This is a genomic window from Halomonas getboli, from assembly GCF_023094245.1.
GTDB classification, from domain to species: domain Bacteria; phylum Pseudomonadota; class Gammaproteobacteria; order Pseudomonadales; family Halomonadaceae; genus Halomonas; species Halomonas getboli.
Window position 1 is genome coordinate 302,684 of the sequence record NZ_JALMEW010000005.1, and the last position, 12,649, is coordinate 315,332.

11 protein-coding genes are annotated in these 12,649 nt (G+C 66.3%); 8 read left to right on the top strand and 3 right to left on the bottom strand.

From position 1 onward, the window contains the following. Positions 1-231 precede the first annotated feature (231 nt). Entirely contained in the window at positions 232-2,067 is a 1,836-nt protein-coding gene (rpoD, locus tag MYL53_RS12650; protein WP_247854305.1) for an RNA polymerase sigma factor RpoD, read from the top strand. A gap of 105 nt (positions 2,068-2,172) precedes the next feature. On the opposite strand, the gene MYL53_RS12655 is transcribed toward rpoD, so the two are convergent. Together MYL53_RS12655 and MYL53_RS12660 are read right to left on the bottom strand one after the other, a co-directional pair. Beyond that, positions 2,173-2,823 (bottom strand): hypothetical protein, encoded by a 651-nt coding sequence (locus MYL53_RS12655; protein WP_247854306.1) that lies wholly within the window; start codon positions 2,821-2,823, stop codon positions 2,173-2,175. A gap of 57 nt (positions 2,824-2,880) precedes the next feature. After that, positions 2,881-3,837, bottom strand: coding sequence for a LysR substrate-binding domain-containing protein (locus MYL53_RS12660; protein WP_247854307.1), 957 nt, complete (start codon positions 3,835-3,837; stop codon positions 2,881-2,883). A gap of 159 nt (positions 3,838-3,996) precedes the next feature. Here MYL53_RS12660 and MYL53_RS12665 point away from each other — a divergent pair, with 159 nt between their 5' ends. Continuing rightward, the gene (locus MYL53_RS12665; RefSeq protein WP_247854308.1) at positions 3,997-5,376 is read left to right on the top strand and encodes an L-serine ammonia-lyase; all 1,380 of its coding nucleotides are present in this window, start codon (positions 3,997-3,999) and stop codon (positions 5,374-5,376) included. Positions 5,377-5,455: 79 nt separating this feature from the next. Here MYL53_RS12665 and MYL53_RS12670 read toward each other — a convergent pair whose 3' ends face one another. Then, positions 5,456-6,349 (bottom strand): LysR family transcriptional regulator, encoded by an 894-nt coding sequence (locus tag MYL53_RS12670; protein ID WP_247854309.1) that lies wholly within the window; start codon positions 6,347-6,349, stop codon positions 5,456-5,458. Between the two features lie 122 nt (positions 6,350-6,471). Between MYL53_RS12670 and MYL53_RS12675 the strand changes: the two genes are divergently transcribed. From MYL53_RS12675 to MYL53_RS12700, 6 genes are all read left to right on the top strand, one after another. Next, positions 6,472-7,581 (top strand): S-(hydroxymethyl)glutathione dehydrogenase/class III alcohol dehydrogenase, encoded by a 1,110-nt coding sequence (locus MYL53_RS12675; RefSeq protein WP_247854310.1) that lies wholly within the window; start codon positions 6,472-6,474, stop codon positions 7,579-7,581. Between the two features lie 185 nt (positions 7,582-7,766). After that, entirely contained in the window at positions 7,767-8,624 is an 858-nt protein-coding gene (gene fghA / locus MYL53_RS12680) for an S-formylglutathione hydrolase (RefSeq protein ID WP_247854311.1), read from the top strand. Positions 8,625-8,904: 280 nt separating this feature from the next. Beyond that, a complete protein-coding gene (gene gbdR, locus MYL53_RS12685; protein WP_247854312.1) occupies positions 8,905-10,041 on the top strand; it encodes a choline metabolism transcriptional regulator GbdR in 1,137 nt (378 codons plus the stop codon). A gap of 76 nt (positions 10,042-10,117) precedes the next feature. Next, complete coding sequence (mtgA, locus tag MYL53_RS12690) at positions 10,118-10,819, top strand: monofunctional biosynthetic peptidoglycan transglycosylase (protein ID WP_247854313.1); 702 nt, start codon at positions 10,118-10,120, stop codon at positions 10,817-10,819. A gap of 143 nt (positions 10,820-10,962) precedes the next feature. Beyond that, positions 10,963-11,940 carry a dipeptidase gene (locus MYL53_RS12695; RefSeq protein ID WP_247854314.1) on the top strand — a complete coding sequence of 326 codons (978 nt, stop codon included), beginning with the start codon at positions 10,963-10,965 and terminating at the stop codon, positions 11,938-11,940. Between the two features lie 144 nt (positions 11,941-12,084). Next, positions 12,085-12,642, top strand: a complete 558-nt coding sequence (locus tag MYL53_RS12700; RefSeq protein WP_247854315.1) for a DUF5943 domain-containing protein — start codon at positions 12,085-12,087, stop codon at positions 12,640-12,642. The last annotated feature ends 7 nt before the right edge of the window (positions 12,643-12,649 follow it).

A 12,649-nucleotide genomic window follows, 5' to 3' on the forward strand; every position in this document is an offset into this window, starting at 1 on the left:
CCGCGATGTGCCGGAAATTGGCGCCGGGCTTGAATTTCCGCCTACCATCACCATATACATCAGCGTCCCCTGAGCGGAACGCAACCAGACACGCTAACACACCTGAATGACCGCGCAAATACGTCGAACTGGCAAAACGGCGGTCACAACCGCTATACTGTTCGGCTTATCGAGTTTTCACCGCCTCAGTGCTTCAGGTGCTTCATTCTTCTTCGTCGAGATAGGGTTTCTATGGCTGGAAATGCGCAGCAGCAGTCGCGTCTGAAGGAGTTGATCGCGCGCGGCAAGGAACAGGGCTTCCTGACCTATGCCGAGGTCAACGACCATCTTCCCGAGGATATCGCCGACCCCGATCAGGTGGAAGACATCATCGGCATGATCAACGACATGGGTATCAATGTCGTCGAGGAAGCGCCTGATGAAGATACCCTGATGATGGCCGATCACTCCACCGACGAGTCGGCCGCCGAGGAGGCCGTGGCCGCCCTGGCGGCGGTGGAGAGCGACGTGGGCCGCACCACCGACCCGGTGCGCATGTACATGCGCGAGATGGGCACGGTCGAGCTGCTGACCCGCGAGGGCGAGATCGAGATCGCCAAGCGCATCGAGGAGGGCACCCGCGAGGTGATGTCCGCGCTGGCCTATCTGCCGGGCGCCGTCGATTCCATCCTCGAGGCCTATGACGCCACCCAGGACGAGGAGGCCCCGGGCCGCCTGTCCGACCTGTTCTCCGGCTTCATCGATCCCGACGAGGGTATCCCCGGCGTCGCCGAGGCGGACGTACCCGATGAGCCCGAAGTGGCCGAGAGCGATTCCGACGACGAGGATGCCGAGGAAGAGGACGACAGCGGCGGCGGTCCGGATCCGGAAGAGGCTCGCGCCCGCTTCGAGCAGATCCGCGAGCAGAACGAGGCCGCGCGCCAGGCCATCGAGGCCGGCGGGCGTGGCTCCGCGCCGGCGCAGGCCGAGCTGGCACGCCTGGCCGAGCTGTTCTCGCCGATCAAGCTGGTGCCCAAGCACTTCGAGCGTCTGGTCGGCCAGGTCCGCATCAGCGTCGAGCAGGTGCGGGCCCAGGAAAAGTCCGTGATGCAGCTGTGCGTCAAGAAGGCCAAGGTGCCGCGCAAGACCTTCATCAAGGCCTTCCCCGGCAACGAATCGCGCCTGGACTGGCTCGACGACTTCATGGCCGAGCATGCCAAGTATGCCGACAAGCTGGCCGTGCTCAAGGGCGACATCCAGCGCTCCCAGCGCAAGATCGCCTTCGAGGAAGAGATGATCCAGCTGCCGGTGACCGAGATCAAGGAGGTCAACCGTCGGCTCTCCATCGGCGAAGCCAAGGCCCGCCGTGCCAAGAAGGAGATGGTCGAGGCCAACCTGCGCCTGGTGATCTCGATCGCCAAGAAGTACACCAACCGCGGCCTGCAGTTCCTGGACCTGATCCAGGAGGGCAACATCGGCCTGATGAAGGCGGTGGACAAGTTCGAATACCGTCGCGGCTACAAGTTCTCGACCTACGCCACCTGGTGGATTCGTCAGGCGATCACGCGCTCCATTGCCGACCAGGCACGCACCATCCGCATCCCGGTGCACATGATCGAGACGATCAACAAGCTCAACCGCGTCTCCCGCCAGATGCTGCAGGAGATGGGCCGCGAGCCGACCCCGGAAGAGCTCGGCGAGCGCCTCGAGATGCCGGAAGACAAGGTGCGCAAGGTGCTGAAGATCGCCAAGGAGCCGATCTCCATGGAGACGCCCATCGGCGACGATGACGACTCGCACCTGGGCGACTTCATCGAGGACGGCACCATGGTGTTGCCGATCGACTCGGCCACCGGCGAGGGCCTGATCGAGGCCACCCGCAACGTGCTCGGCGGCCTGACCGCCCGCGAGGCCAAGGTGCTGCGCATGCGCTTCGGCATCGACATGAACACCGACCACACCCTCGAGGAGGTCGGCAAGCAGTTCGACGTGACCCGCGAGCGTATCCGTCAGATCGAGGCCAAGGCGCTGCGCAAGCTGCGCCATCCGTCCCGCTCCGAGCCGCTGCGCTCCTTCCTCGACGAGTGATCGTCGAGCGGGCCGGCCGTGCGCTGGCCCCGGCATGAAACGACGACGCCCGCGACCCTTCGGTCGCGGGCGTCGTCGTTTGGGGCGCCGTCTTTGGGAGCAGGCTTAGCCCTGGCCCTGGAGTCGCTGCCGCCGCCAGCGGCGCGCCAGCAGCACCAGTTCCACCATGGCGATGAACAGCAGGGTATAGCCGAACAGCTCTGTGACCTCCTCGGCGGCGTCCTTGAACACGCGCAGATACTGCTCGCCGAGAATCGCCTGCCACATCTCGCTGCGGCCGTAGAGGCGCGAGAACACGTAGGTGGTGATGAAGCCGGCGGCGAACAGGCCGCCGGAGAAGGTCATGGCGTAGCGCTCGAGCTCGGCGGCGAAGGCGCGGCCTCGACGGATCACCGTAAACAGGATCGGCAGTACCAGCAGGCTCACCAGGACCTGCCAGGCGCCGTCGAAGACGAATTCGTCGAGCCAGGCATCCTGCTCGCGGATCAGCGAGGCGCCGAGCAGGCCGATGATCAGCAGGGTGAGATGGGGCAGGCGGTCGTCCAGGCGGCGGGCGACGAAGGCCAGGATCGTGCCGGCCAGCAGCAGCAGCGACTGCAGGGGTTCGGTGAGGCCGGTCTCGGAGAAGCGCACGTTCGGCATGTGCGCGGCTTCGAAGAGCGCGGCCTGCATCAGCGCGGCCACCAGCAGCATGTAGGCGAAGCCGCGCAGGCAAAGTGCGCGGAAGCCGATCCGGTCGGCGTAATGGTCAGGCATGGGGGTGTCTGTCGGTGAGAAATGTTAAGGTGGCTAATTATACGCCTTAAGTGTGTCTTAAGATAGATCGCTGTCTGCCACTACTGGATGTCGGGACGGATGCTGGCGTCGCGCTTCTTCCAGCAGCCAGTCGTGCACCGCGCAGATCCGGCGATCGTCCAGCGAGCCCGCGGCGTGGACGATGCCGTAGTGCATGCCGGTGGCCACCCGTCGCGCGAAGGGGGCCACCAGGGCGCCGGTGTCCAGCTCGCTGGTGATCAGCGTCTGGCGGGCGATGGCCACGCCCATGCCGGCCAGTGCCGCCTCCATGGTCAGATGGTTGCGGTTGAAGGTGTAGCCGCGACGCACGTTGACCTCCGGTGCGTCGATGGCCTTCAGATAATGTTCCCATTCGCCGTAATCGTGGCTGCCGCGCCAGGCGGTGACGTCGTGCAGCAGCGGATACCAGGCCAGGTCCTCGGGGCGGCGCAGCGGCGGGCGGCCACGCATCAGCGCGGGCGCGCAGACCGGAAAGATGGTCTCTTCCATCAGCGGCGTGATCGACATGCCCGGATAGCGGCCGTCGTTGAGGTCGATCGCCAGATCGAACTCGCCCTCGCGCAGCGAGGTGCTACTGTCCTCGGAGAGGATGTGCAGTTCGATGTCGGGGAAGCGCGCCTGCAGGCGCGGCAGGCGGGGCATCAGCCACTTGTTGAGGAAGGAGGGCACCACGCGCATGCGGATGATGCCGCTCATCACGCCGCTGCGCAGTCGCTTCACCTCCAGGCCCACCGCCTGGTAGGCCTCGTCGACCACCGAGGCCAGTCGCCGGCCCTCCTCGGTGAGGGCCAGGCGGCGCGGCAGGCGGCGGAACAGCTTGAACCCCAGGCGATCCTCGAGCTGCTTGATCTGCTGGCTGACGGCACCGGTGGTGACGTGCAGTTCCTCCGCCGCCCGGGTGAAGGAGAGGTGGCGGGCGCTGACCGCGAAGACCTTCAGCCAGGCATGGGTCTGGGCGTTGAGGAGTCGGCTCATGGTTTAGTCATTCTATATCGTGGACGAGATATTCTGGATTGTCGTGACGCGCTGGTGCGGACAACATTAAGGTCCAAGGCCATCGATGGCCAGTTGGCTTTAGTGTAACTGACAACAAGACGGCGTCGGCGTGTGCCGGCCCCGCCCGAGGTTCTCCCCATGTCCATCAGCGTCTTCGACCTGTTCAAGATCGGCATCGGCCCGTCCAGCTCGCATACCGTCGGCCCGATGCGCGCGGCCTATGACTTCGTCCAGGAACTGCGTCGGCAGGACCTGCTGGAGCGCGTGGCGCGGGTCGAGGTGCACCTGCACGGCTCGCTGTCGTCCACCGGCCAGGGCCACGGCACCGACCAGGCGACCATCATGGGCCTGATGGGCGAGCGCCCCGAGACAATCAACCCGGACATTGTCACCCCCTGCATCGAGGAGCTGCTGGAGTCCCAGACCCTGCTGCTCGATGGCCATCTGGCGATCCCCTTCCTGTGGGCGCGTGACCTGCAGTGGCACGACGAGAGCCTGCCCTATCATCCCAACGCCATGACCCTGGTGGCTCACGGCCATTCCCGGGAGCTGTATCGCAACGTTTTCTACTCCGTGGGCGGCGGCTTCGTGGTCGACGAGGCCCAGGCGGCCAGCGGCGAGCTCGACAGCGACAACACCGCGTTGCCCTACGACTTCAACTCCGCCGGCGAGCTGCTGGCGCTGTGTCGCCTGCACGACATGCGCATCAGCGAGCTGATGATGGCCAACGAGAAGGCCTGGCGCAGCGAGGCCGAGATCCGCGCCGGGCTGTGGCGCATCTGGGAAGCCATGCAGGACTGCGTGCAGAAGGGCTTCGAAGGCGAGGGCGTGCTGCCCGGCGGGCTCAACGTCAAGCGCCGCGCCGGTGCGTTGCATCGTCGCCTCGAGGCCATGGACGACGACGGTAGCCTGATCGCCTCGACCTTCTCCGCCATGGACTGGGTCAACGTCTTCGCCCTGGCGGTCAACGAGGAAAATGCCGCCGGCGGACGCATGGTCACCGCGCCGACCAACGGCGCGGCCGGCATCATCCCGGCGGTGCTGCACTACTACATGAAGTTCCAGGCCAGCGCCGACGAGCGCTGCGTGGTCGACTTCCTGCTGACCGCCGGTGCCGTGGGCATCCTGTGCAAGAAGAACGCCTCCATCTCCGGCGCCGAGGTCGGCTGTCAGGGCGAGGTGGGCTCCGCCTGCGCCATGGCTGCCGCCGGCCTCACGGAGGTGCTGGGCGGCACCCCGGGCCAGGTGGAGAACGCCGCCGAGATCGGCCTGGAGCACAACCTGGGGCTGACCTGCGATCCGGTGGGCGGGCTGGTGCAGGTGCCCTGCATCGAACGCAACGCCATCGCTTCGGTGAAGGCGATCAACGCGGCCCAGATGGCCCTGCGCGGCGACGGCGAGCACTTCATTTCGCTGGACAAGGCGATTCGCACCATGCGCGACACCGGCGCCGACATGCAGGAGAAGTACAAGGAAACCTCCAAGGGTGGCCTGGCCGTCAACGCCATCGAATGCTGAACCCAGCTCTTTGTCGGGCGGCGGGTGCCGTCCTTGCCGGCGCGTCACTCGGGTGGCGCGCCTTTTTTTGTGTCCTCGATCAGCCTCGCCGGGACGGCAGGATGTCGCCGATATGAGCGACCAGGTAGTCGAGGAAGCGATGGACCTTGGCCGAGCGGTGGCGGTGCTGGGGATAGACGGCCCACACCGCGGTGTCGCCGTGGCGATAGGCGTCGAGCACGCTGATCAGCTGGCCGCGCGCCAGGTATTCCTCGACGTAGTAGTCGGGCAGCTGGGCCAGCCCCAGGCCCTTGAGGGCCGCATCGAGCAGGGCGGGTCCGGAGTTGCCGCTCAGCGGGCCGTCGACGCGGATGTCGCGGCGCACCCCGTCGACGTCGAAGCGCCAGTAGTCACGCGAGCCGACCAGGCAGCGATGGCGCGACAGCTCCGACAGGCTGTGGGGCTGGGCGATGCGGGTGAAATAGTCCGGTGAGCCGACCACATACTCGCGGCGCTCGCATAGGCGCCGGGCGACCAGCGAGGAGTCCTCGAGCCGGCCCATGCGGACGGCGATGTCGAAGCCCTCGTCGATGATGTCCACCTGGCGGTTGGTGAAGTGCATGCGCACCTCGAGCCGTGGATGGGCGCGCATGAAGTCGTGCACCAGCGGGGCGATGAAGCGCTCGCCGAAGGTGGTGGCGCAGGTCAGGCTCAGCCGCCCGGTGGGCGTGTCCTGCAGCTCCTTGACCGCCGTCTCGGCCTCGCGGAAGCCTTCGAACAGATGCTGGCAGTGCTGGTAGTAGAGCTGGCCCGCCTCGGTGAGGCGAATCCGGCGCGTGGTGCGGTAGAGCAGGGTGGTGCCCAGCTGGTTCTCCAGCTGGCTGACCAACCGGCTGACGTGGGAACTCGAGACCTTGAGCCGTTCGGCGGCGGCCTTGAAGGCGCCCAGGCGCACGACCTCGATGAAGGCCTCGACGCGATCCCATCGCTGCATGCGGTGTGTCCTTCGGCAGATTGTTGCTCAGTGGCAATAATGTCATGCGTTTCGTGCAGTTTATCCGAGTATGCGGTTTTGCCTAGACTGTGAAAAGACTCACCCACCGAGAGGAATGCATCATGAAGTCACGCGCCGCCATCGCCCTGGAAGCGGGCAAGCCCCTCGAGCTGACCGAGATCGACGTCGAGGGTCCGAAGGCCGGCGAAGTGCTGGTCCGCATGGCCGCCACCAGCGTCTGCCACACCGATGCCTACACCCTGTCCGGCGCCGACCCGGAAGGCCTGTTCCCGTCCGTGCTGGGCCACGAGGGCGCCGGCATCGTCGAGGAGGTGGGCGAGGGCGTGACCAGCCTGCGCCCCGGCGATCATGTCATTCCGCTCTATACCGCCGAGTGCGGGAAGTGCAAATTCTGCCTGTCGGGCAAGACCAACCTGTGCGGCGCCGTGCGGGCGACCCAGGGCAAGGGCGTGATGCCCGACGGCACCAGCCGCTTCTCCCTCGACGGCAAGAAGCTGCACCACTACATGGGCACTTCCACCTTCAGCGAATACACCGTGGTGCCCGAGGTGTCGCTGGCCGTGGTCTCCAAGGAAGCGCCGCTGGACAAGATCTGCCTGCTGGGCTGTGGCGTGACCACCGGCATCGGCGCGGTCATGAACACTGCCAAGGTCGAGCCGGGTTCCACCGTGGCCGTGTTCGGTCTCGGCGCCATCGGCCTGGCCGTGATCCAGGGCGCAGTCATGGCCAAGGCCAGCCGCATCATCGCCATCGACGTGAATCCGGAGAAGTTCGAGCTGGCCAAGCAGTTCGGCGCCACCGAATTCGTCAACCCGAAGGACTACAGCGACTCCATCCAGCAGATCATCGTCGACATGACCGACGGCGGCGTCGACTACTCCTTCGAATGCATCGGCAACGTCAACGTCATGCGTTCGGCGCTGGAGTGCTGCCACAAGGGCTGGGGCGAGTCGGTGATCATCGGCGTCGCCGGCGCCGGCGAGGAAATTTCCACCCGTCCCTTCCAGCTGGTCACCGGCCGGGTCTGGAAAGGTTCCGCCTTCGGTGGCGTCAAGGGTCGCACCGAGCTGCCGGGCTATGTGGATCGCTACATGAAGGGCGAGATCAACATCGACGACTTCATCACCCACGACATGCCGTTCGAGAAGATCAACGAGGCCTTCGAGCTGCTGCACAAGGGCGAGAGCATCCGCACCGTGCTGCACTACTGATCAACGCGCCCGCTGTCACGCGCAGGGCTCGACATGTGTCCGATGCCGCTTGGAGGGCTCGACGCGTGCCCGTCCACAGGCGGATGACGTGAGCCCGATCACCGCGGCAGTGAATGCCCTGTCTTCGGTGCCGGGTGTCGCGTAGGCGACGCCCGGCATCTCTCGAACCCCATGAGGAGTCGCTCATGACCATGACCGAACAGCTCGAGCTGGTCTCGGCCAACCGCAGCTTCGGCGGCTGGCACAAGCGCTATCGCCATCGCTCCCGGGCGCTGGACTGCGAGATGACCTTTGCCATCTATCTGCCGCCCCAGGCGGAGACCGAGCGGGTGCCGCTGCTGTGGTGGCTGTCGGGGCTGACCTGTACCGACGAGAACTTCATGCAGAAGGCCGGCGCCCAGCGCCTGGCCGCGGAGCTCGGCATCGCCATCGTCTGCCCTGACACCAGCCCGCGCGGGCTGAACCTGCCCGGCGAGGACGACAGCTACGACTTCGGCACCGGTGCGGGCTTCTACGTCAACGCCACCCAGGCGCCGTGGAAGGGCCACTATCGGATGTACGACTATGTGGCCGAGGAGTTGCCCTCGGTGGTGCGCCAGCACTTCCCGGTCAACGGCCGCGAGGCGATCAGCGGGCATTCCATGGGCGGTCACGGCGCGCTGATCCTGGCCCTGCGCCGGCCCGGGCACTACCGCTCGGTGTCGGCCTTCGCGCCGGTGGTCAATCCGACCCAGTGTCCCTGGGGCCGCAAGGCCTTCGGCGGCTACCTGGGGGAAGACACCAGCGAGTGGACTCAGTACGACGCCTGTGAGCTGGTGGCGCGCGGCGCCTCGCGTCAGCCGCTGTTCGTCGACCAGGGAGAAGCCGACGACTTCCTCGAGGAGCAGCTGTGCCCCGAGCGCCTGGAAGCGGTGTGCGCCGAGCACAACCATCCGCTGACCCTGCGTCGCCAGCCCGGCTACGATCACAGCTACTTCTTCATCGCCAGCTTCATCGACGATCACCTGCGCTACCACGCCGAGCATCTCCACGCCCGGCGCTGAAGCGCCGACGCCGCTCGTCCGATCGCGTGCCGCCCTCCTGGGCGGCACGCTTCGTTCTGTCTCCATGTCCGTTGGCGACGCCGGCATTCCCAGGAGCGACTCATTGTCGCGGTAAACCGGAAAATCGCTCCTCGATAGGCAAATTTGACATGCCGGAAAACGACATGGCGGGTAAATTCGGCGCTGAGCATGCCTGTCCGCGACAGGTGCTCCGCCATGAGGCCGGCCCTGCCTGACACACAATAACGACGACAAGACACCACCGTGCTGGAGACCGATGATGACAAGCGCTCCCTCGACCTCGCGTCATGCCGACGTACCACAGACGATCGGCTTTCTGCTGCTGGACAACTTCACCCTGATCTCGCTCGCCTCGGCCATCGAGCCGCTGCGGATGGCCAACCAGCTGGCCGGTCGCGAGCTCTATCGCTGGTATACCCTGACCCTCGACGGCGGCCCGGTGCGCGCCAGCGACGGCCTTCAGATCACCCCGGATGCCTCGACCACCGTGCCGCTGGCGCTGGACATGGTGATCGTCTGCGGCGGGGTGGGCCCGCAGCGCAGCGTCCAGCGTGAACACGTCGCCTGGCTGCAGTCCGAGGCGCGCCAGTCTCGGCGTCTCGGCGCCGTCTGCACCGGCACCTGGGCGCTGGCCCGCGCCGGGCTGCTCGACGGCTACGAGGCCAGCGTGCACTGGGAGTGCCTGGCCGCCATGCAGGAGGCCTTCCCCAAGGTCTCGCTGACCACGCGGCTGTTCTCCATCGACCGCGACCGTGCCACCTCCTCCGGCGGCACCGCGCCGATGGACATGGTGCTGACCCTGATCGGCCGCGACCATGGCCGCGAGCTGGCCGCCGGCATCTCCGAGATGTTCATCTACGACCGCGTGCGCAACGAGCAGGACCAGCAGCGGGTGCCGCTCAAGCACGTGCTGGGTACCACCCAGCCGCGGCTGCTGGAAATCGTGGCGCTGATGGAGGCCAACCTCGAGGAGCCGATCAGCCTCGACGAGCTGGCCGGCTACGTGAACGTGTCGCGGCGCCAGCTGGAACGGCTGTTCCAGAAGAACCTGCACTGCTCGCCGTCGCGCTACTACCTCAAGCTGCGCCTGACCCGCGCCCGGCAGCTGCTCAAGCAGACGCCGATGTCGATCATCGAGGTGGCCTCGGCCTGCGGCTTCGTCTCCACGCCGCACTTCTCCAAGTGCTACCGCGAGTATTTCGGCATTCCGCCCCGCGACGAGCGCCTGGGCTCCAGCGCCGTGGACCTGTTGCCGGTGCAGCTGGGGCAGGAGGCCGCGGTCATGCTACAGTCCGCCTCGTTCGAGTCGGTTCCCGACACCCCGGTCTCCGCGGCCATGAGCGCCCTGGACCAGGCCCGGGGGGAGCCGACCTATGCCAGCGTCAGGCTGAGCTAACGCGAAGGCCTGGCGCCGGGAGGGTCCATCCCCGCCAATGGGGAGTGGGCCCCTGACGAGTGCCGGGCAGGGAGCGATGCGAAAAGGATGGCGATGGCTGGCGCGGGCCCTGGGGCTCGCGCTGCTGGGTGGAATCGGCCTCAGCGTGCTGGCCGTGTTGATGCTGCGCGTGGTGCCGGTGGGCGGTTCGATGGTGATGCTCGAGCGCAAGGTGGAAGCCTGGCGCGACGGCGAATCCCTGGATATCCGCCAGGACTGGCGCCCCTGGGACCAGCTCGCCGACAGCGCCAAGGTGGCGGTGATCGCCGCCGAGGACCAGCGCTTCCCCGAGCATCACGGTTTCGACCTGGTCGAGCTGCGCCGCGCCGTCGAAGCCAGCCTCGATGGCGGCGACCTGCGCGGTGCCAGCACCCTCAGCCAGCAGACCGCCAAGAACCTCTTCCTGTGGACCGGCCGCAGCTGGGTGCGCAAGGGCCTGGAGGCCTGGTTCACCCTGCTGCTCGAGACGCTGTGGCCCAAGCAGCGCATCCTCGAGGTCTATCTCAATATCGCCGAGTGGGACGATGGGGTGTTCGGTCTGGAGGCCGCCTCGCGCCACTACTTCGGCGTGTCGGCGTCGCATCTGAGCAACGTCCAGGCCAGTCGGCTGGCCGCCATCCTGCCCAATCCCCGCGGCTGGAGTGCCTCCCGCCCCAGCGCTCACGTGCTGCGTCGCAGTGCCTGGATCCGCGGGCAGATGCGCAATCTCGGCGGTGCCAGCTACCTCGAACGTCTCTAGAGGCGGCGTCGATCTGCCGCCGTGTCGCGATCGCGACGGGCGTGACGCTTTTGGAATTTTCCCGGTCGTTTCCAGGCGCCGGGGCCCGCAGGGCGGGGGATATGCTGCCGGCGTGACCATGCGCTACTACGGAGCCCCCTGCCATGACCCCTGCCGAGCTGCACCAGGACGCCATCGTCATCGATGGCCTCGTTATCGCCAAGTGGAACCGCGAGCTGTTCGAGGACATGCGCAAGGGCGGCCTCACTGCCGCCAACTGCACCGTGTCCGTCTGGGAAGGCTTCCAGGCCACCGTCGATAACATCGTCAAGACCGATGCCCTGATGGCCGAGTCCAGCGACCTGGTGCGTCCGGTGCGCACCACCGCCGACATCACCCGGGCCAAGGAAGAGGGCAAGACCGGCATCATCTACGGCTTCCAGAACGCCCACGCCTTCGAGGATCAGATCGGCTACGTCGAGATCTTCAAGAAGCTCGGCGTCGGCATCGTGCAGATGTGCTACAACACCCAGAACCTGGTCGGCACCGGCTGCTACGAGCGCGACGGCGGCCTGTCCGGCTTCGGTCGCGAGATCGTCGCCGAGATGAACCGCGTCGGCATCATGTGCGACCTCTCCCACGTCGGTGAGCACACCTCCCGCGAGGTGATCGAGGCCTCCGAGAAGCCGGTGTGCTACTCCCATTGCCTGCCGTCCGGCCTCAAGGAACACCCGCGCAACAAGTCCGACGAGGAGCTCAAGTTCATCGCCGACAACGGCGGCTTCGTCGGCGTGACCATGTTCACTCCCTTCCTGCGTGCCGGTGTCGATGCCACCGTCGACGACTACGTCGAGGCCATCGAGTACGTGATGAACATCGTCGGCGAGGATGCCATCGGTATCGGCACCGACTTCACCCAGGGGCACGACAAGCAGTTCTTCGAGTGGCTGACCCACGACAAGGGCTACGCTCGTCGCCTGACCAACTTCGGCAAGATCATCAATCCCGAAGGCATTCGCACCATCGGCGAATTCCCCAACCTCACCGAGGCGCTGCTCAAGCGCGGCATGAGCGAGCGCCAGGTGCGCAAGATCATGGGCGAGAACTGGGTCAATGTCCTGAAGGACGTCTGGGGAGCGTGAGGGGTGGCGAGGCGTGAGGGTTGAGGAGCCGGCTCCCGCTCTCGCCCTTCGCCGTTCGCCCTTCGCGCCTCGCACTGCGCGCCCAATCCTGCTGCTCGCCGCCCTGAGCCCCATAACAATCAGCAAGATCCGAGGAACAAGACCGTGACCAAGATGGCCCCTGAACTGCCGATCGAAGTGGATGCCGACACCGGTATCTGGACCACCGATGCCCTGCCGATGCTGTACGTGCCGCGTCACTTCTTCATCAACAACCACGTGGCCGTGGAAGAGGCCCTGGGCGCCGAGAAGTACGCCGAGATTCTCTACCATGCCGGCTACAAGAGCGCCTGGCACTGGTGCGAGAAGGAGGCCGAATGCCACGGCCTCGAGGGCGTCGACGTTTTCGAGCACTACATGAAGCGCCTCTCCCAGCGCGGCTGGGGGCTGTTCATCACCGAGGACATCGACCTCGACGCCGGCACCTGCCGCGTGCGCCTCGAGCACAGCGCCTTCGTCTATCAGATGGGCAAGGTCGGCCGGAAGATCGAATATATGTTCACCGGCTGGTTCGCCGGCGCCATGGACCAGATCCTCGCCGCCCGTGGAAGCGACTTGCGCACCGTCGCCGAGCAGACCCAGAGCGGCGCCGAAGAAGGCTGTGACGTCGGCGTCTTCGTGACCCGTCCGATCGCCGCAATCTCGAACAACGCGCAGGGCTGAGGAGGCA